This window comes from Bradyrhizobium zhanjiangense (assembly GCF_004114935.1).
Taxonomy (GTDB): domain Bacteria; phylum Pseudomonadota; class Alphaproteobacteria; order Rhizobiales; family Xanthobacteraceae; genus Bradyrhizobium; species Bradyrhizobium zhanjiangense.
In genome coordinates this window covers 4,221,497-4,240,759 of sequence record NZ_CP022221.1, presented here as the reverse complement: position 1 = coordinate 4,240,759, position 19,263 = coordinate 4,221,497, and the positions used below count along the sequence as shown (strand labels likewise).

20 protein-coding genes are annotated in these 19,263 nt (G+C 64.2%); 9 read left to right on the top strand and 11 right to left on the bottom strand.

Annotated features, from left to right (window positions below; translation table 11 throughout):
* Window positions 1-611: 611 nt before the first annotated feature.
* Window positions 612-4,103 (bottom strand): indolepyruvate ferredoxin oxidoreductase family protein, encoded by a 3,492-nt coding sequence (locus XH85_RS20110; RefSeq protein ID WP_128933164.1) that lies wholly within the window; start codon window positions 4,101-4,103, stop codon window positions 612-614.
* Between the two features lie 280 nt (window positions 4,104-4,383).
* On the opposite strand from XH85_RS20110, the gene XH85_RS20105 reads away from it, so the two are divergent.
* Window positions 4,384-5,610, top strand: coding sequence for a c-type cytochrome (locus tag XH85_RS20105; RefSeq protein ID WP_128933163.1), 1,227 nt, complete (start codon window positions 4,384-4,386; stop codon window positions 5,608-5,610).
* A 253-nt stretch (window positions 5,611-5,863) separates the two neighbouring features.
* On the opposite strand, the gene XH85_RS20100 is transcribed toward XH85_RS20105, so the two are convergent.
* Entirely contained in the window at window positions 5,864-6,508 is a 645-nt protein-coding gene (locus tag XH85_RS20100; protein ID WP_128933162.1) for a trimeric intracellular cation channel family protein, read from the bottom strand.
* A gap of 160 nt (window positions 6,509-6,668) precedes the next feature.
* Between XH85_RS20100 and XH85_RS20095 the strand changes: the two genes are divergently transcribed.
* Window positions 6,669-7,058, top strand: coding sequence for a hypothetical protein (locus XH85_RS20095; RefSeq protein WP_128933161.1), 390 nt, complete (start codon window positions 6,669-6,671; stop codon window positions 7,056-7,058).
* Between the two features lie 187 nt (window positions 7,059-7,245).
* Here the strand turns inward: XH85_RS20095 and XH85_RS20090 are convergent, their stop codons facing one another.
* The 3 genes from XH85_RS20090 to XH85_RS20080 form a co-directional block, all read right to left on the bottom strand.
* A complete protein-coding gene (locus XH85_RS20090) occupies window positions 7,246-8,055 on the bottom strand; it encodes an isocitrate lyase/PEP mutase family protein (protein ID WP_091894690.1) in 810 nt (269 codons plus the stop codon).
* A 73-nt stretch (window positions 8,056-8,128) separates the two neighbouring features.
* On the bottom strand, window positions 8,129-8,479 hold the full coding sequence (locus XH85_RS20085; protein ID WP_091894692.1) for an antibiotic biosynthesis monooxygenase family protein: 351 nt from the start codon (window positions 8,477-8,479) through the stop codon (window positions 8,129-8,131).
* A 28-nt stretch (window positions 8,480-8,507) separates the two neighbouring features.
* On the bottom strand, window positions 8,508-8,816 hold the full coding sequence (locus XH85_RS20080; protein ID WP_128933160.1) for an NIPSNAP family protein: 309 nt from the start codon (window positions 8,814-8,816) through the stop codon (window positions 8,508-8,510).
* A gap of 161 nt (window positions 8,817-8,977) precedes the next feature.
* On the opposite strand from XH85_RS20080, the gene XH85_RS20075 reads away from it, so the two are divergent.
* The 3 genes from XH85_RS20075 to XH85_RS20065 all read left to right on the top strand — a co-directional run bounded on the left by XH85_RS20075 (window position 8,978) and on the right by XH85_RS20065 (window position 11,353).
* Entirely contained in the window at window positions 8,978-9,676 is a 699-nt protein-coding gene (locus XH85_RS20075; protein ID WP_128933159.1) for a winged helix-turn-helix domain-containing protein, read from the top strand.
* Window positions 9,677-9,842: 166 nt separating this feature from the next.
* Window positions 9,843-10,850: an alpha/beta fold hydrolase gene (locus XH85_RS20070; RefSeq protein WP_128933158.1), complete on the top strand. Its 1,008-nt coding sequence runs from the start codon at window positions 9,843-9,845 to the stop codon at window positions 10,848-10,850.
* A gap of 251 nt (window positions 10,851-11,101) precedes the next feature.
* Entirely contained in the window at window positions 11,102-11,353 is a 252-nt protein-coding gene (locus tag XH85_RS20065; RefSeq protein ID WP_128933157.1) for a GCG_CRPN prefix-to-repeats domain-containing protein, read from the top strand.
* A 160-nt stretch (window positions 11,354-11,513) separates the two neighbouring features.
* Here the strand turns inward: XH85_RS20065 and XH85_RS20060 are convergent, their stop codons facing one another.
* Window positions 11,514-11,798 (bottom strand): twin-arginine translocation signal domain-containing protein, encoded by a 285-nt coding sequence (locus tag XH85_RS20060; RefSeq protein WP_091894783.1) that lies wholly within the window; start codon window positions 11,796-11,798, stop codon window positions 11,514-11,516.
* 114 nt (window positions 11,799-11,912) lie between these two features.
* Window positions 11,913-12,227, bottom strand: coding sequence for a hypothetical protein (locus XH85_RS20055; RefSeq protein WP_128933156.1), 315 nt, complete (start codon window positions 12,225-12,227; stop codon window positions 11,913-11,915).
* Window positions 12,228-12,356: 129 nt separating this feature from the next.
* On the opposite strand from XH85_RS20055, the gene XH85_RS20050 reads away from it, so the two are divergent.
* Entirely contained in the window at window positions 12,357-13,013 is a 657-nt protein-coding gene (locus XH85_RS20050; protein ID WP_128933155.1) for a glutathione S-transferase family protein, read from the top strand.
* Between the two features lie 75 nt (window positions 13,014-13,088).
* Here the strand turns inward: XH85_RS20050 and XH85_RS20045 are convergent, their stop codons facing one another.
* Together XH85_RS20045 and XH85_RS20040 are read right to left on the bottom strand one after the other, a co-directional pair.
* A complete protein-coding gene (locus tag XH85_RS20045; protein WP_128933154.1) occupies window positions 13,089-13,436 on the bottom strand; it encodes a hypothetical protein in 348 nt (115 codons plus the stop codon).
* 110 nt (window positions 13,437-13,546) lie between these two features.
* Window positions 13,547-15,079 (bottom strand): acyl-CoA carboxylase subunit beta, encoded by a 1,533-nt coding sequence (locus XH85_RS20040; RefSeq protein ID WP_128933153.1) that lies wholly within the window; start codon window positions 15,077-15,079, stop codon window positions 13,547-13,549.
* Window positions 15,080-15,217: 138 nt separating this feature from the next.
* Here XH85_RS20040 and XH85_RS20035 point away from each other — a divergent pair, with 138 nt between their 5' ends.
* The 3 genes from XH85_RS20035 to XH85_RS20025 all read left to right on the top strand — a co-directional run bounded on the left by XH85_RS20035 (window position 15,218) and on the right by XH85_RS20025 (window position 17,453).
* Window positions 15,218-15,622, top strand: a complete 405-nt coding sequence (locus XH85_RS20035; protein ID WP_128933152.1) for a DUF4260 domain-containing protein — start codon at window positions 15,218-15,220, stop codon at window positions 15,620-15,622.
* Window positions 15,623-15,784: 162 nt separating this feature from the next.
* Window positions 15,785-16,381: a hypothetical protein gene (locus tag XH85_RS20030; protein WP_164940445.1), complete on the top strand. Its 597-nt coding sequence runs from the start codon at window positions 15,785-15,787 to the stop codon at window positions 16,379-16,381.
* A gap of 76 nt (window positions 16,382-16,457) precedes the next feature.
* A complete protein-coding gene (locus XH85_RS20025; RefSeq protein WP_128933150.1) occupies window positions 16,458-17,453 on the top strand; it encodes a dienelactone hydrolase family protein in 996 nt (331 codons plus the stop codon).
* Between the two features lie 224 nt (window positions 17,454-17,677).
* Here XH85_RS20025 and XH85_RS20020 read toward each other — a convergent pair whose 3' ends face one another.
* Both XH85_RS20020 and blaOXA read right to left on the bottom strand, forming a co-directional pair.
* Complete coding sequence (locus XH85_RS20020) at window positions 17,678-18,334, bottom strand: carboxymuconolactone decarboxylase family protein (protein WP_128933149.1); 657 nt, start codon at window positions 18,332-18,334, stop codon at window positions 17,678-17,680.
* 63 nt (window positions 18,335-18,397) lie between these two features.
* On the bottom strand, window positions 18,398-19,216 hold the full coding sequence (gene blaOXA / locus XH85_RS20015; RefSeq protein WP_128933148.1) for a class D beta-lactamase: 819 nt from the start codon (window positions 19,214-19,216) through the stop codon (window positions 18,398-18,400).
* Window positions 19,217-19,263: the final 47 nt, after the last annotated feature.

Genomic DNA, 19,263 nt, shown 5'->3' with positions numbered 1-19,263 from the left:
CCCGAGTTTTGCTCCCGTCTTGCTCCCCCTCCAAACAGAGGGCGCAGGGAAGACCGGGTGCCGGCTGGGCACCCACGGTCCGCTGTGCGCGAAATGCGCGAAGAACAGATGCACAGCGGCATACAGGTGAAGCCAAACATCCGGCCTTCCCTGCGCAGTGGCTTTACGGCTTATGTCGCGCTCTCCCCGGGGAGCGATGCACTATTGCCCCCGTCGCCTTGCGAGTGATCGCAAGACTTGACGCACAGACCCCGGGCGCCAGGACCACACGATTTTGCCGTACGCGAGACCGCGCCCGTCGTGCACGCGAGACAATCCCCCGTGCGACGCAGCCCGCGTCCACCGCCGCTCACCCCGCGTTTCGTGACGATCGCGATACGCCCCTCTGACTGGGATGAGGTGAGCGATAGCTACGATAATTCCGAATTTCGGTAAAGTGGAATATTTTTCCGCTAGCGGATTGACCCATGGCATGAGTGTTTTGCGCGACGGGCAACGCAAGGGGTGGTGCCGTAGGGTGGGCAAAGGCGCAACGCGCCGTGCCCACCATCTCGCCGAAATCAATCCTGAAGACGTGGGCACGCTTCGCTTTGCCCACCCTACAGGACTGCCTACTCGGCTGCGATCTGCCGTGGCGCCGGCGGTGGGTTGGCGAGGTCCGCGGCGAGCTGGGCATAGCGGGCCTTGGCGTCGTTCACCGCCTTCTCCTTCACCGGGCCATAGCCGCGGATACGGTCGGGCAGTGAGAGCAGTTCGACGGCGGTGTCGATCGTGACCGGCGACAACAGGCCGAGCACGGTGGCGACGTCCTTTTCATAGCCGGCGATCAAATCGCGCTCGAGCTTGCGGTCGGCGCTGCGGCCGAAGATGTCGAACGGGGTGCCGCGCAGGAATTTGAATTTTGCCAGCACGCGGAAGACGTTCAGCATCCACGGGCCGAAGGCGCGCTTCTTCGGACGGCCCAGCGCGTCGACGCCGCTGCTGAGGATCGGCGGTGCCAGATTGAAGGTGAACTTGAAGTCGCCCTCGAACTGGTCGCGGAGCTGCTGCTCGAAGGCGCCATTGCTGTAGAGGCGTGCGACTTCGTATTCGTCCTTGTAGGCCAGGAGCTTGGCGTAGTTCACCGCGACCGCGCGCGGCAGTGCATCGCCATAGCCGCCCTGCTTGGCGGCATCGCGAACCTGGTCGACCAGCTTGCGATAACGCTTGGCGAGACGATTGTTCTGGTAGGCGGTGAGATGTTTGGCGCGGTGCTCGATGACCTCGTCCAGCGTCATCGCCTCCAGGGTCTTGGGCGCGACGACCTCGTTCGTCCCCTTCAGCATGTCGGCAAGGCGCTTGGGGTCGGCGACCGCAAGGCGTCCGAGGCGGAAGGCCTCCTTGTTCATCTTGATCGAGACGCCGTTGACTTCGATGGCTTGCTCGATCGACTCCGCCGACAGCGGGAACAGCCCCTTCTGATAGGCGTAGCCCATCATCATCATGTTGGTGGCGATGGCATCGCCGAGCAGCTGCTCGGCCGGTCTGGTGAAATCGAAGAATACGGAGTCCTTGTGCAGCGCCGTCTCCAGCACCGCGTTCAACTTGCGGGTCTGGAAGTTGAAATCGCGGTTGAGGATGAAGTCGGCGGTGGGGATGACGTGGCTGTTGATGATGCCGTGCGTGCGGCTGGAGTCACAGAGTGAGATCGTATCCTTGGCAACCGCGACCACCTCGTCGGCTGCGAGTACGAGATCGGCCGTGCCGGTGACGATGCGCGAGCAGGTCACCTCGGCCGGATGATCTGATAGCCGCACATGGCTGAGCACCGCCCCGCCCTTCTGCGCCAGGCCCGACATGTCGAGGATCATCGAGGCCTTGCCCTCGATATGAGCGGCCATGCCGAGCAGCGCGCCGATGGTGAGTACACCGGTGCCGCCGACACCGCCGACCGCGATGTTGTAGGGCTTTTCCAGCGTCGGTCGCGAGGCCGGTTCCGGCAGCTCGCCGATCTCGCTGAGCTCCGCCGGCGCGCGGTGGCGCGGCGCACCGCCGTCTATCGTGACGAAGGACGGGCAGAAGCCCTTCAGGCAGGAATAGTCCTTGTTGCAGGACGACTGGTTGATGGCGCGCTTGCGTCCGAACTCGGTCTCCAGCGGCTCGACCGAGATGCAGTTCGACTGCACAGAGCAGTCGCCGCAGCCTTCGCAGACCGCCGGGTTGATCATGACCCGGCGCGCCGGATCTTCCATCAGGCCGCGCTTGCGGCGGCGACGCTTCTCGGCCGCGCAGGTCTGCACAAACACGATCGCAGACGTGCCCTTGTATTCGCGGCACATCTTCATGACGTTGTCGAGCTCGTCGCGGTGATACTTCTTCACGCCGGGCGCGATGGTGTCGGCCGGGTAAGCGTCGGGGTTTTCCGAGACCAGATAGAGCTCGCGGATGCCTTCGGCGTAGAGCTGCTGGGTGATCTGCTGCGGCGAGAGATCGCCATCATGGCGCTGACCGCCGGTCATGGCAACGGCGTCGTTGTAGAGGATCTTGTAGGTGATGTTGGCCTTGGAGGCGATCGCCTGGCGGATGGCGAGAATGCCCGAATGGAAATAGGTGCCGTCACCGAGATTCGCGAAGATGTGGTTCTCGTTGGTGAACGGCGCGATGCCGACCCACGGCACGCCCTCGCCGCCCATATGCGTGAAGGTCTCGGTCGAGCGGTCCATCCACAGCGCCATGAAGTGGCAGCCAATGCCGGCAAGCGCGCGGCTGCCTTCGGGGACTTTCGTCGAGGTGTTGTGGGGACAGCCGGAGCAGAAATAGGGGGTGCGGGAGACAGGCGCGACCGCCTGCATCTGCGTGGCTTGGCGGCCGTTGAACCAGTCGGCCTTGACGCGGAGCATCTCCGCAATTTCAGGGTTGAGATTAAGTCGAAGCAGCCGCTCGGTCAGCGAGGTCGCAAGCGAGGCGACGCTGAGCTCGGCGGCGAAGGTCAAAAAGCGCTTGTCGTGCTCGTCCATCTTGCCGACGATGCGCGGACGGACGTCGTCGCGCCAGTTGAACAGCTCCTGCTTGACCTGGTTCTCGACGATCTCGCGGCGTTCCTCGACGATGAAGATCTCTTCGAGCCCGATGGCGAACTGCCGTACGCCTTCCGGCTCCAGCGGCCAGGGCATGCCGATCTTGTAGAGGCGCAGGCCGATCTTGGCGGCGACCTCCTCGGTAATGCCGAGCTCGCGCAGCGCCTGCCGTACGTCCTCATAGCTCTTGCCCGATGCCATGATGCCGAAGCGGGCGTTCGGCGAATCCATGGTGACGCGGTTGACCCTGTTGGCGCGCGCAAAGGCAATCGCGGCAAAGCCCTTGTAGTCCTGCAGGCGGCGATCCTGCTCGAAACGGTCGTCGGGCCAGCGCAGATTGAGGCCGCCGGGCGGCAGCTCGAAATCGGAGGGGATGATGAAAGGCTTCATCTCGTCGGTGAGGTCGATCTCGGCGGTGGTTTCCACCGTCTCCGTGATCACCTTCATGCCGACCCAGCAACCCGAGTAGCGCGACATCGCGATGCCGAGCAGACCCATCTCGATCATCTCGTGAATGCTCGAGGGATAGAGATACGGCATCAGCGCCGAGATGAAGGCGTGGTCGGACTGATGCGGGACGGTGGAGGATTTTGCGCCGTGGTCGTCGCCGGCAAGACACAAGACGCCGCCGTTCTTGGCCGAGCCGGCAGCATTGCCGTGGCGGAACACGTCACCGCAGCGGTCGACGCCGGGGCCCTTGCCGTACCAGATGCCGACGACGCCATCATATTTGGCGCCGGGCGAGAGGTTGAGTTGCTGCGAGCCCCACACGGCGGTCGCCGCGAGGTCCTCGTTCACGCCGGGCTGGAACTTGACGTTGTACTGTTCGAGATGCTTTCGCGCCGCGAAGAGCTGCTGGTCATAACCGCCGAGCGGCGAGCCGCGATAGCCCGAGATGAAGCCCGCGGTGTTGAGGCCATTGGCGCGATCGCGCCGAATCTGGGCCATGGGCAGGCGCACCAGCGCCTGAATGCCGGTGGTGAAGACGTGTCCAGTTTGCTGGGTATATTTCTGATCGAGACTGATCGGACCCTGGTTGATGCCCATGCTGTCCTCTTCCACCCTTCTTGGCGTTTGGCCACTTAAGCCGTTGCCTGCCCGTCGTTTTTAGCTAGGGCGCGCCGACCACCTCCGCCACTTTATGTCGGAAATTTCACGCTCCGCATCACAAATCTCGGCCAAAGGCAGCGCCGGGTAAAAATCGCAATTTCGTGGCCTGAAACACGCTGGGCATTTTCAATTTGTGTCACCATACCCCCGCCGTCGCGAAATGAATTGATGCCCCGTCATGCCGGATGCGGGCGATTGGTCGCAGGAGAGGCTTTCGATGCGGACGATTCTGGTTGGGTCGGCTCTCGTGGGTTTGGCGTTGTGCAGTGCAGTTGCAAGCGCGGCCCGCGCCGCCGAGCCCTCGCCGGAGCTGATCGCTTACGGCAAGACGCTGGTCGAGGCCGGTGGCTGCGCGGGCTGCCACACCGCCGATCCGGCGAGACCGTTCGCGGGCGGAAAGCGCATCGACACGCCCTTCGGTGCGATCTATGCGCCGAACCTCACACCTGACCGCGACACCGGGATCGGCGCCTGGACCGATGCCGACTTCACGCGCGCCTTGCGCTATGGCGTCGCGCCTGATGGTTCGAACTACTATCCGGCGTTTCCCTATCCCTATTTCACACGGATGACGAAGGACGACACGCTGGCGATCCGGGCTTATCTGGGAACGCTGGCGCCCCTAGCTAACCGCAACAAGCCGCCGGAGCTGCGCTGGCCGTTCGGCTATCGCGGCCTGATGCGGGTCTGGAACTATCTGTACTTCAAGCCCGGCCTGTTCGAGCCGGACCAGAGCCAGAGCGCCGCGTGGAACAGAGGCGGCTATCTCGTTACCGGTCTTGGTCATTGCGGCGCCTGCCATACGCCGAAGAACTATTTTGGCGTGGACAAGCAGGCGCAGGCGCTATCCGGCAGCGAGATCGGCGGCTGGTATGCACCAAGGCTCGACGGCGCCGCGCGCACCGGGCTGAAGTCGTGGAGCGCCGACGATATCACCGAATATCTGCAAAGCGGCCGCAACGCCAAAAGCCATGCCGGCGGACCGATGGCGGAGGTGGTCGTCAACTCGACCTCGAAGATGAGCGATGCCGATGTGCAAGCGATCGCGGTCTATCTGAAGAGCCTGCCGCCGGCGCGGCGCGAGACCATCGTGACGCCGCCCGATGATGCCGAGATGAAGGCCGGTCAGGCGGTCTACGCAAAGCTCTGCGTCGCCTGCCATGAGGCCGACGGTACAGGCAGCCCGCGGATCTATCCGCCGCTGCCCGGCAACGCGCTGCTGCAATCGATCAATCCGTCCTCCACCTTGCGCATCATCCTCGACGGCGCCCACACCGTGACGACGCCGCGCGCACCCAACACCGGCGAGATGCCGGCCTATGCCAAGCAATTGTCCGACGACGAGATCGCCGCGGTGACGAACTACATGCGCAATTCCTGGGGCAATGCGGGCCCGCTGGTGACGCCGTCGCAGGTGGCGAAGGCGAGGAAGGCGGAGCCGTAGATTCGCGCTGCCGCCTCCCCTCCGTCATTGCGAGCGCAGCGAAGCAATCCAGAGTCTTTCCGCGGACGTATTCTGGATTGCTTCGCGGAGCCTGTCATCGGGCCGCGCTTCGCGCGGACCCGTTGGCTCGCAATGACGACGTGGATGGACCTGTGCGTACGCCGACCAGCTTGACTCGCGAAAACTCCCCCTCACCCGCCGCGCTTCGCGCGTCGGCCTCTCCCCGCAAGCGGGGCAAGGCGAAGAGAGCGCGCTATCTCTTTTCATCTCCCGTGAACACGAATTTCGGCATCTCCCATCGGTAGCGCACCGCGAGCAGACGGAAGCTGAGGCCGAGCACGAAGGTCAAGATCGTCCAGAGCTCGGCATTGAGATTGAGATCGAAGGCGGTGGCGTAGAACAGCCCGGTCACGACCGAGACGCTGGCGTAGAGTTCGGATCGGAACAAGAGCGGCACGTCGTTGCAGAGCACGTCGCGCAACACGCCGCCGGCGCAGCCTGTCACCATGCCCGAGACGATCACGATCGGCAGTGAGGCATCCATCTGCCAGCCGACGTTGCAGCCGATCATGGTGAAGACGACGAGGCCGATGGCATCGAGAACGATGAAGGCGAGGTGCAGTCGATGCACCAGCCGCGCGATCAGGATCGTCAGCAGCGCTGCCCCGCCCGGCAGCGCGAGGTAGATCGGGTTGGCGACCCACACCAGCGGATAGTGCCCGAGAAACAGGTCGCGCAGCGTGCCGCCGCCAAGCGCGGTCACGCAGGCGAGAAGACAAACGCCGACATAGTCCATGCTGCGCCGACCGGCGGCCAGTGCCGCCGTCATACCCTCCGCCGTCAAGGCGACGAACGCCAGAAGATGCAGCACGCTATCGGTCGGCGGCAGGCTCCACATGGATTTGTTCCCCGGTCCGCCATGGAACTTAGTCCACGGTTCCCTGGACAGGTTCCTGATTCCCGAGGCGGGAGCAACATGCGACGAAAGCATAAAGCGCCGGGAACAGAATCTCGCATCTACGGGTTGTCCCGCGGCAATAACCCGAGGAGACCTATCGATGGCTGACGACCGTTTTCCCAACGATCCGTACCGCCCGAACCTCGCCGACGATGAGTATCTTCGCGCGGCGCGCCGGGACGCCGACCTTCAGGCCGATCCCGAACTTGGCGAAGGCCCCGCCTCCAGCGGCAAGGTTGCGCTGTTTGCCGTTGCGATTGCGCTAGTGCTGGGTGCCGTGTTCTACGGCCTGAACAATACCAGCACGACCAACCAGGCCAGCAACACACCGGCCTCGCAAACCGCGCAGACGCAGCCGACCAATCCGGCCTCGCCTCCCGGTATGCGCGACGTAACGCCGCGCAACAACGCCGGGCCGGGCGTGACCACGGGTGCGGCACCGAGCAAGCCGGCCCCGGATACGCAGACGCCGTCTGACGGCGCGAAGTAAAAATAACACGATAGCTGTCGTCGCCCGGCTTGACCGGGCGACCCAGTACTCCGCGATAGTCGTGGCTAAATCGAGAAGCCGCGGCGTACTGGATACCCCGCCCCCGGTGCGCAATTGCGCACGGGGGCATGACAGCGAGAGGATGCGAGAGCGGCGGGACCCCAGATCCCGCCGCTTTTCGTTTGGGTCAGCTGAACATCTTGTTGAGCTCGCCGCCAGAATAGCCGTTGCCGAGCTCGGTGAAGGTTCCCTGCTCCGCCATTTCCTTCGCCGCCCGCATGAAACCGCCCCAGGCGGCGCGGGCGAGCGAGCCGCCGACGCTGATGCGGCGCACGCCGAGATCGGCGGCCTCCTGCAACGACAGGCCGGCGCCGCCGATCAGGAGATTGAACGGTTTTGGATGCACCGCCTTCACCACCGCCGCAATGTCCTCGCGGCTCTTCAGGCCCGGCGCATAGAGGCAATCGGCGCCGGCGTCCGCATAAGCGGTGAGCCGGTCGATGACCAGTTTGAGGTCGGTCACACCCCACAAATACGCCTCGCAGCGGCCGACCAGCAGCGTGCCGCTGTCGCCGATCGCCTTGCGCGAGGCCTTGATCCGCTCGACCGCGAGCGCGCGGTCGTAGAGCGGCTTGGCCTTGTCGCCGGTGGAATCCTCGATCGACAGGCCGGCAACGCCGGTGCGCACGCAGCGCTCGACATTGTCGGCGACCTTGTCCGGCTCGACGGCAAAGCCGCCCTCGAAATCCGCGTTGACGGGGATGTCGACGGCGGAGCTCAATGCTGCCAGATGCTGACAGACGTCCTCGACGCTGACGTGATTATCGGCCTTGCCGATGGTCCAGGCAAAGCCCGCGCTCGATGACGCAATCGCCTTGAAGCCGAGATGCTGCAATGCTTTGGCGCTGCCGACATCGACCGGATTGGGCAGGATGAAGCAGCCGCTCTCGTGCATCTTCTTGAAGGTTGCGCGCTTGTCAGCGGTTGTCACATGCATGTTTCTCTCCCTTATTGGCCGCGAAGACATAGGCGCGCATTCAGGGCAGCGCTAGTAGCGCGCCCGGGCAGCGCTAGTGCGCATCGTGCACCGCGCGGCTGTCCTTCGGCGCCTGCTCCCGATCGTTCATGCCGTAGTCACGGATGACGCTGGCAATGCGCAAATGATAGTCGGCGAATATCTTCGCCCTGCCCTTGGCCTGGGTGCGGCGATGCTCCATCGTGTTGCGCCAGGCCTCGACGGCCGCCTCATCCCGCCAGAACGACACCGACAGGATCTTGCCCTTCTCGGTGAGGCTCTCGAAACGCTCGACCGAGATGAAACCGTCGATGGTTTGCAGGATCGGCTTCAGGTCGGCCGCGAGGTCGAAATAGTCCTGACGGTGTTCCGGCTTCGGCCAGACTTCGAAGATCACGGCGATCATGGGCGTCTCCTGCTAACGATGTCGTGGCCTACAATACCACTTTGCGCAGGAACGTGCGCTCCTCCGCGAGGATGAACTTGTTCTCCTCTGCGAAATGGAAGTTCGCTATGCCTTCGGCGTCCTGCCGCAGCCGCGCACGATAGGCCTCATAGGCAGCCAGGCTCTCGAAGGTTATCAACGCGAAGGCGATGTTGTTGGTGCCCTCATGCGGCATGAAATAGCCGATCAGCTCGCCGCCGCATTTCGGGATGATGGTGAGCCAACGTTTCGAGTATTCCTCGAACTGCGCGCGCTTGAAGGGATCGAGCTGGTAGCGGATGAAGACGGTGACGGACATGATGGGCTCTCCTGTCGTTTCTCCGTCATTGCGAGCGCAGCGAAGCAATCCAGGAATCCCTCCGCGGAAACATCTCTGGATTGCTTCGCTGCGCTCGCAATGACGACGCCGTGAGAGACTACGCCCTTGCCCTACCGCAATGCTTCGGCTAGCATCGAAGCATGAAATCAGGGCCTGACATCGCCATGGTCGCTTCGCTGGTCGGCGATCCCGCCCGCGCCAACATGCTGACCGCGCTGATGAACGGCCGCGCGCTCACTGCCAGCGAATTGGCGCAGGAGGCCGGCATCACGCCGCAGACTGCGAGCTCGCACCTGTCGAAGCTCGAGGCCGGCGGCCTGGTCGAGCCGGAGAAGCAGGGCCGGCACCGCTACTACCGCCTCACCGACGACGACGTCGCCGGCGTGCTCGAAGGCCTCGCGGGGCTTGCCGCGCGGACCGGCCACATGCGCGTGCGCACCGGGCCGAAGGATCCGGCGCTGCGGCGCGCGCGGATCTGCTATGATCATCTCGCCGGCGATCTCGGCGTGCAGATGCTCGACACCATGCGCGCGCGACAGCTGATCAGGCAGAGGAAGCAGGAGATCGAGCTGACGGCCGAGGGCGAGCGCTTCCTCGCCAAGCATTTGCAGATCTCGCCCGACATGCTCACCCATCCGCGCCGCCCGGTGTGCAAGGCCTGTCTCGACTGGAGCGAGCGGCGGCATCATCTCGCCGGCACGCTGGGGGCCGCCATGATGCAGCGCTTCGCCGAACTCAAATGGGCCGCGCGCGACGCCACGCCCGGCAGCCGCGTCGTGAATTTCACCCGCACCGGCGAGAAGCAGTTCGCCGCGCTGTTCGGGAATGGGAAGGACTGATCACGCAAGCTGCGTGACGGCACACAATCCCGTGTGAACTCGGCCTCTCGTCATGGCCGGGCTTGACCCGGCAAGCCACGTCTTTATTGCGGCTGGCACGTGGATGCCCCGGACAAGTTCGCGAAGACGCGCTTCGCGCTTTTGCCCGGGCACACCGGAGACCTCAATGAACCGCATCTTCTCGGCCGCACTCGCTGCCGCCCTCTTCAGCATCCCGCTTGCATCCCGCGCCGCCGACACCGCGCCGCGCGAGCCCTATGGCGTCGCACTCGAAGGCTTTGCCTATCCCTATCCCGTGCACCTCTTGCCGCTCGTCAATGACGGCGAGCAGCTCAGCATGGCCTATATGGACGTGTCCCCCGCACGGCCGAACGGCCGCACCGTCGTGCTGCTGCACGGGCGCAATTTCCCGTCGAGCTACTGGGGCCCCGTAATCAAGATGCTGAGCGAGACCGGCTTTCGCGTCGTCGTGCCGGACCAGATCGGCTTCGGCAAATCATCCAAGCCGGCCGGCGAGCTTCACTTCGACACACTGGCGCGCAACACGATTGCGCTGCTCGATCATCTCAAGATCGACAAGACCGACATCGTCGCCCACTCGCTCGGCGGCATGCTGGGCGTGCGCATCGCCCGCGCCTATCCGGATCGCATCGCCCATCTGGTGCTGACCGCGCCGATCGGACTGGAGGACTACCGCCTCTACGTGCCGCCGACGCCGACCGAGAAAATGATCGAGACCGAGGACAAGCTCACCGCGGAGGGCTACCGCAAGCAGCTGCAGACCAATTATGCGATCAAGCTGCCGCCGGAGGCGATCACGCCGTTCATCGATGCCCGTTTCAACATCAAGGGCGCCCCCGACTATCCGCGGTGGCTGCGCGCCTTCGTCAGCTCCGGCCAGATGATCTATCGCGAGCCGGTGGCGCACGAGATCCCGCTTATCACGCTGCCCACGCTGTTCGTGATGGGTGCCGACGATCACAACGCTCCGGGACGGCCGAACGCGCCGGAGGCGCTGCGCGCCAAGATGGGACAGAACGCCGAACTCGCCAAAGCGCTTGCCGCGAAGATGCCGAATGCGCGGGCCGAGGTGATCCCGGACACCGGCCATCTCGTCTTCCTGGAGGCGCCGGAGAAGTATCGGGAGTTGGTGCTGGGCTTTCTCGGCCAGTAAAGCGTTTTCGAGCGAAGTGGACACCGGTTCGCGTAAAGAAAACGCGTCAAGCAAAGAGTCTAGCGCCATCGCTGTCGCCTGAAGCCGTATGCGGAGGAACGTTCATGCCGCATTCAGGTCATGATTGGCAGGTTTGGATCGCGACGTGTCGACACGCATAGGTTTAGCGTGCCGAATCGTGTCTTTTGATTCATTCTGCGCCGCAAGCGCCATCCCCCTAAGTCTGCCCCAAGGACCAGAAGGAAGATCAAATGAAATATCTGTTTGCCGCCGTCATGCTGGCCAGCGCAGTCATCGGTTTCAGCGAGGCGGCCAGCGCCGCCGGCGGCTGCGGCCCCGGCTGGTATCGCGGCCCCTATGGCGGCTGCCGTCCGATGCGCGGCCCGGTCGTGGTGCGCCCGGGCCCCGTGGTGGTCGCCCCGGCGCCGGTCGTCGTGGTGCCCCGCGCGCGCGTGTGCCCCTACGGCTTCCGCTGGTACGCCGGCCGCTGCCGTCCGTTCTGATCCTTTCGCCTTGCAAAATGGCCGCGCGGGACAACCTGCGCGGCCATTTTCGTTTGGGCGCCGCTGCCGACTTTCGTCCGCCGTGGAATCGGAGCGGCTCCAGAATCGAAACGGGGGCCGCCAGCGGCTATCCCCGTCCAATTCGCGAATTGTCGCGAGCTTACCAGTAATGACGGCGATGCCAGCGCCGGCGACGCCAACCCCAGTGTCGGCGGCGCCAGCCCCAATGCCGGCCGCGCCCACGCCAGTGCACCTGCTCAGGCTTCGCCTGCGCGGCTTCCTCGCTGGTGGTGACTGCGGGATGAGCATCGGAACTGCCCTGCGGCATGCGGGTGGGATCAGCGACCGGTTGCGGTGACAGCGGCGCGGCCTGCGCGGTCGCAGCGAAGGCGGCGGCTCCCGCCGTCACCCCCAATGCAAGTTTCAAAAAGTTCCGGCGCTCCATGGCTTCTTCCTCTTGATCATCGTGCCAGTGATGCAGAAGAAGTGTCGTGGTCACGACATGAACCAAAGCTGAATCAGGTGATCAGATTAATTGGAGAATTCGTAGCCCTCCGCCCTACATCGCGAACTCCTGCGCCAGCACCAACGTCTCGCGCGTGCGCGTCACATCGGGCCAGTCGCGGTTGAAGTCGGCGGTCAGGCGCTTGAGCGCATCACCCTTCAGCATCGCGGCGAGCTTCGTCTCGTCATCGAACTGATACATGGCCTGGTGCAGCGAGGGATCGTCCAGGCTCCAGTACCGCCAGGCCTTGGCTACGCCAAACGCCTTCACCGCGTCGGGCAGATGTTCCGTCTCGTACCATCTGTCGAAGGCGGCGCGCTTGCTCGCGTCGGCGACGATGGCGCGGACGACGAAGAAGGCTGATGGCATCGGGTTTCCTCCCATTGTTTGGGGCAAGACTAGCCGCTTCATCGGCCGGCGACAAAAACAGTTGGCACCGGTGTCGGAACGTGCGCCCTTCGCGCGTCCTTGATCTGAACCAGGACACGGAGACACCAAATGGCCGACCTCACCCTGACCACCTTCGATTGGGTTCCCGAGATGCCCAGAGGTTTCGTGCGCGACCTCCGTGTGCGCTGGGTGCTCGAAGAAGCCGCCTTGCCCTATCGCGTCGCGAGCGTGCCATTCGACGACCGCGGCCCCGCGCATCTCGCGCACCAGCCCTTCGGCCAGGTGCCGTGGCTGACCGACGGCGACCTCTCGATCTTCGAGAGCGGCGCGATCCTGCTGCATCTCGGCGAGCGCAGCGACAAGCTGATGCCGTCAGATCCGCGCGGCCGCGTCGAGGCGACGAAATGGGTGTTCGCCGCGCTCAATTCGGTGGAGATGGCGAGTCTGCCCTGGGCGATGCTGAAGTTCATGGGCAATGCGGACGACACGCGGGCATGGAAATTCCTGGACGGGTTCCTTGAGGTTCGTCTCAAGCATCTCGAACTGGTGCTGGCCCGCCGCGAATGGCTGGCGGGGTCCTTCTCCGTCGCCGACATCCTGATGTCGGACGTGCTGCGCCCCGTCGACCGCTTCGAGGGACTGGCGAACCACCCGGCCTGCCGTGCTTACCTCGCCCGGGCCACGGCCCGCCCAGCCTTTGCGAAGGCCCGTGCGGACCAGATGGCGCATTTTGCTGCGGCGGATAAGGCGCGCGGGATCTCGTAGGGTGGGTTAGCCTTGCGGCTGCGCGAAGCGCAGTCCGCTGGGCTAACCCACCCTACGCACCGTGGGTGCGGCGCGTCACACCAGCTTCATCGGCGCATCCGCGACGACGCGCAGGTCGATGCTGCCAATCAGCGCCGAACGACGCGCCTCCGCGGCACTGATGGCCTCGTCCGTCTGCCGCAACGTGCTGACATTCGAGCCGAGCGACACGATCCCGCCCAGCACCAGCGCGATCGACCCAAGCGCGGCGGTCTGGCCGGTCCCGAACAGGCCGAGGATCGTGATCAAGAGCAGCGTCGCACCGCCGCCGATCGCGATCTTGGATGCCAGGATGTACTTCCGGCACCGCTCGGCGATCTCGGCGAGCGCTTCGATCCGATCCTCGATATCTGAGATTTCGTCGCTCGGATCGTCTTCGATCATTGGATCAAGGATACCAAATCAGAAGAAACCAGTTGCCCACATGAGCGAAGCGACATGCGGGGCTTAAGCAAAGCCCGGATGTCGCTACGCTCATCCGGGCGACATCTTTCTCACAACGGCAAATTGTCGTGCTTCTTCGCTGGCATTTCCGTCTTCTTGTCCTTCAGCATCGCCAGGGCGCGGGCGATGCGCTTCCTTGTCGAGTGCGGCATGATGACGTCGTCGATGTAGCCGCGCTCGGCGGCGATGAAGGGGGACAGGAAACGGTCTTCGTATTCCTTGGTTCGCGCCGCGATCTTGTCGGGGTCGCCGATGTCGGAGCGGAAGATGATCTCGACCGCGCCCTTGGCGCCCATCACTGCGATCTGGGCGGTCGGCCAGGCGTAGTTCATGTCGGCGCCGATCTCCTTGGAGGCCATGACGTCGAAGGCGCCGCCATAGGCCTTGCGGGTGATGATGGTCACCAGCGGCACCGTGCATTGCGAGTACGCGAACAAGAGCTTCGCGCCATGCTTGATCAGGCCGCCGTATTCCTGCGCGGTTCCCGGCAGGAAGCCCGGCACGTCGACGAAGGTGACGATCGGGATGTTGAAGGCATCACAAAAACGAACGAAGCGCGCCGCTTTCCGCGAAGCATCAGAGTCGAGCACGCCGGCGAGCACCATCGGCTGATTGGCGACGAAGCCGACGGTGCGCCCCGCGATGCGGCCAAAGCCGGTGACGATGTTCTTGGCAAAGGCTTCCGCGATCTCGAAGAAATCGCCCTCGTCCACGACCTTCAGGATCAATTCCTTCATGTCGTAGGGCTTGTTCGGATTGTCGGGGACCAGCGTGTCCAACGACATGTCGACCCGGCCGATGTCGTCGAAGCTCGGCCATTCCGGCACGCCGTCGGTGTTGTTGGACGGCAGGAAGTCGATCAGACGGCGCATCTGCAGCAGCGTCTCGACGTCGTTCTCGAACGCACCGTCGGCGATCGAGGAGCGCGTGGCGTGCACCGAGGCGCCGCCGAGCTCTTCGGCGGTGACGACCTCGTTGGTGACGGTCTTCACCACGTCGGGGCCGGTGACGAACATGTAGCTGGTGTTCTTCACCATGAAGATGAAGTCGGTCATCGCCGGCGAATAGACGTCGCCGCCGGCGCAGGGGCCCATGATGACTGATATCTGCGGGATCACGCCCGAGGCGAGCACGTTGCGGCGGAACACGTAGGAATAGCCGGCGAGCGCGGCGACGCCCTCCTGGATGCGGGCGCCGCCGGCATCGTAGAGACCGATGATGGGCGCCCGCGCCTTCATCGCCATGTCCTGGAGCTTTGTGATTTTCAGCGCGTGCGTTTCCGAGAGAGAACCGCCGAACACGGTGAAATCCTTGGCGAAGACGAAGGTCTTGCGGCCGTTGACGGTGCCCCAGCCGGTGACGACGCCATCGCCCGGTACCTTGGTCTTCTCCATGCCGAACTCGGTGGAGCGATGCTCGACGAACATGTCGAATTCCTCGAACGATCCCTTGTCGAGCAAGAGCTCGATGCGCTCGCGCGCCGTCAGCTTGCCGCGGGCGTGCTGCGCCTCGATGCGCTTCTCCCCGCCGCCGAGCTTGGCACCGGCACGACGATCTTCAAGGGCGTCCAGGATGTGTTTCATTTGCTCCCGCCAGTTCTTAAGTGATGCGGGGTTCTAACACGGCATTTTGCGGGCCGGAAAGCGCCTTTCGACCTCGCAGGGCTGCCCTGTCCGGGCTGAAAGCGTGAGGGATTACAAAGTTTTGCCTGGGAGGCGAGCATGGACGAAGGAACGGCCGAGACTGGTGCGGCGACGGGCGGTGTCAACATCCTGCTGCGGCTGGAGGGCCTCACCCTGTTCGCTGGCATGGTGATGCTCTACTGGGCGTGGGACGGCTCCTGGCTAGTGTTTGCCCTGCTCTTCCTCGTCCCCGACCTGAGCTTCCTGGCATACCTCTCCGACGCCAAACTCGGCGCACTGGTCTGCAATGCCGCCCACAGCTACATGGCGCCGGTGTCGCTGCTGACACTTGGCTTCGGCCTCGCCTCGCCTTTGACCCTGTCCATCGCCTTGATCTGGCTCGCCCATATCGGCATCGACCGGGCGCTCGGCTATGGCCTGAAATATTCCGCGGGGTTCGGCTTCACCCATCTGGGGCGGATCGGCCGGCAGAAGGACGCCTGACCCGCGCGCGGCCTGCAAATTTGGTGGTCCGGCCCAGTTGACCAGGCCAGCCGATTCAGGCTTGCTTCAAGCTCACGATCAGGCGCCGAATGTTGCGTGAGCCCAGTCGGTACGGCGGCGGTCATTACGCCTCGGCTCGAGCATCACGCAAGCATCACTGAGATGTCCGCGACGGTCGTCCCCCTGCCGCCGAACTCATCGTCGGAAACCATCGACTTCCTGCGGCGGATGGCCAGCATGGTGTCGGGACGGAACGGCGAGATGCTGCTGCGCGCAGCAAGCCTGATCGTATCGCTGGCGCAGCGGGCGATGTCGGCCGAGCGGCTCTATCACGAACAGCAGGTCGAGAGCACGCGCAACACCGAGCTGCGCGAGGCCGCGGAGCTTGCTCGCGATGCCATGTTGAGCCAGATCGCAGCGCTGCGGACGCAGCTTGCCGAGGTCACCGCAGCGAGCGCGGCCGAGCGAGCCGCATTCGATGCCGAACGCGGCAAGCTGCTCGGCCTGATGCAGCATGCGGAGAGCCATATCGGCAAGTTCACGAGCGAGCTCGAGACGCTGCGCGCCTCTGTCGACAGTTTCAACGAGACCGTGGTCTCCGTGCCGATCGAGGTGCTGCGGCTGGCGCGGACGCAGTTCGAGTATCTCTCGAACGGCTTTGCTAGACGCGGCGACGTGATCTCGCAGGCGATGAGCGAGATCGGCGGCTTTGCGATCGACCAGGCGCTGACGGCGAAGAAAACGGCCGATCCCGCCTGAGAGCTGCCGCACACCAAATTGACAGCGCGCGGGCCTGTTGTTCTACTCCATCAAAATCGCAAGGGGGGGGGACCCGATGCCGACGGCATTCCGCGTCGCAATGGCGCTTTGCATTTCAACTCTGTTCGTCGGTCTTGGCGCCAACGCACAATCGCTCCCTAAGGAGGTCGCCACGCGGGCCGAGATCTATCCGATCCCCTCGCTCACCATTTCCGATCAGCAGTTCCTCAGCGGCGATGCGGCGGCCGGCAAGCCGGTGACGGTCGCGGGCGAATTCCGCGTGGCCCAGGGCACCGGCAAGCTTCCCGTGGTGGTGCTGATGCACGGCTCGAGCGGCGTCGGCGCCACCACGGAAGCCTGGGTGCACGCGCTCAACGCCATGGGCATCTCCACCTTCGTGATCGATGGTTTTACGGGGCGCGGCCTCACGGTGGTCGGGCCGAACCAGGCCTTGCTCGGCCGGCTCAATCTGATCGTCGATATCTACCGCTCGCTGGAGATCCTGGCCAAGCATCCCCGCGTCGATCCTGATCGCATCGTGCTGATGGGCTTTTCGCGCGGCGGACAGGCGACGCTCTATGCGAGCCTCGAGCGCTTCCACAAGCTCTGGAACAAGTCCGGTATCCAGTTCGCGGCTTACATCCCGTTCTATCCGGACTGTTCGACGACGTATCAGAGCGATGCCGAGGTCGCCGCGCGCCCGATCCGCATCTTCCACGGCGCACCCGACGACTACAATCCGGTGAAGAGCTGCAAGGCCTTTGTCGAACGGCTCAAAGCGGCCGGGCGCGACGTGGTGCTGACCGAATATCCCGATAGCGCGCACGGATTCGATAGCGGCCTGCTCGGCCTCAACACCGTCGCCGTGTCCACGAACGCGCAAACCGTGCGCAACTGCCGCATCAAGGAAGGTGACGGCGGCGTGCTGATGAACGGCGATACCAATGCGCCCTTCTCCTACAAGGACGCCTGTGTCGAGCTCAACCCGCATGTCGGCGGCAATCCGAAGACAGCCGCTGAAGCGCGCAAGGCGGTGGAGGAGTTTTTGCAGGTGCTGTTGAAGTTGGGTTGAGACTGTTTGCTCCGCCCCAGCTCTCGTAGGGTGGGCAAAGCGGAGCGTGCCCACCAATCACAGATCATGACACGGAGAGAAGGTGGGCACGGCGCTGCCCCCCCTACGCCCCCGTCATTGCGAGCGCAGCGAAGCAATCCAGAATCTTCCCGCTGAGGGGCTCTGGATTGCTTCGCTACGCTCGCAATGACGCGTGGAGAGAGCTGCGCTCGCAATAGCGAGCCCTACGGCTCACCCGGCCTAAACGGTTCCTGCTTGTCCGGCGGCACGGTCTCCTCCGCCATGGCAAGCAGCATCGCAACCATCACGTAATTGCCGGCAACTGCGGTGAGGTCGACGATCTGCTGGTCGTTGAACACCTTCTTCGCGCGTGCGTAAGTCTCGTCGGTGACCTTCTTGGTGGTGGTGAGCTCGGTGACGAAATCGTAGACCACCGCCTCGTCATCGGCCATCTTCGAGGGCCGCTTGTTGGCCTTCAGCTCTGCGATGATGTCGGCCGACAGGCCCGCCTTCGCCGCCAGCGGCGCGTGTGCGTACCATTCCACCTGCGAGCGCCACTGCCGCCCGATGATCAGGATCGCGAACTCGTTGAGCTTGACCAGGACCGAGGTCTCCCAGCGCAGGTAGTGGAACAGGTCGAACAGGCGCTGGCCGAGCACGGGACTGCGAATCATCGGGTTGTAGGGCCCGCCGATGCCGACGCTCGACACCTTCATGATCTGTTCGCCGAGCGGCTTCTGCCTGGCGTCCAGCTGATCCATGGTGAGCTGCGGAAAGCGTGGCTCCTTGCTGGTGGCGGGGCCGGCATACATCGTGGCGCCGAGCCAGCCGGCAGCTGCCGCAAGCGTGAGCGACGACAACCAGAGCGGCGTTGAGTTCATTGTTATCCTCCCGGTTTTTCCTTGGCGGGAGGATGCTAGTTGAGCGGCGCCAGCGCGGTAGCGCTAGATCGCGCCAATCTCGGCAAGGCAGGCTTGCGTCAGCGGCATGCGCTCACTGATGAGACGCGGCTCGCGGCAATCAATGTTGAGCGCGAACACGGTGTGCGCCTCGCCTTTCTCGGCCCAACCGACCATCCAGCCCAGCGACGGCTCGCCGCGCTCGGCGCCCAAGAGGCCCGACTTGGCGCGGATGATGCTATCGCCGACCTTGGTCACCGGCAGGATGTCGCAGACGAGATCCTGGCTGCGCTTGCTGATCGGCAACGCACGGCGCCGCAGCCGGTCGACGAAGTCGACCTGCTCGACCGGATCGATGCGCAGGGCGCCGGTGAGCCAGAATTGGTCGATGCCGCCGCCGATATCGCGATTGCCGTAGTCGAATTCGTCGACATATTTCTGCATGCGCTCCTGGCCGATGCGGCGCGCGATCTCCTGATAGACCGGCACCGCGCTGACTGCGATCGCACTGCGTAGTGTGTGATCCTTGTTCCAAGCCTCGATCGGCCGCTTCACGCCGTCCCAGGGAAACACGTCCTTGTCGGGGTCAGCGACAACGCCGGTCTCGAGCGCAATCAACGAGTTCGGAATTTTGAAGGTCGAGGCCGGCAGCTTCCCCTCGCCCGAGCGCTCCTTGTCGCTGGCGACGATCAGATAGTCCTCTACCTTGTAGCCGACGAAGGTGCCTGATGTGCCGAGATCGGTGAAGCGTTTGGCCAAGCTGTCGCGGATTTCGTTGCGCGGCGGGGCGACATGAGCGAGCGCGCGTGACGGCAGGGTGGCGGCTGCGGCGAGCAGGCCGAGGGTGGAACGACGGGTGATCAAGGGTGGTATCCGCTAATCGATGAAAGTGGCCGCAACCATGCAGCCCC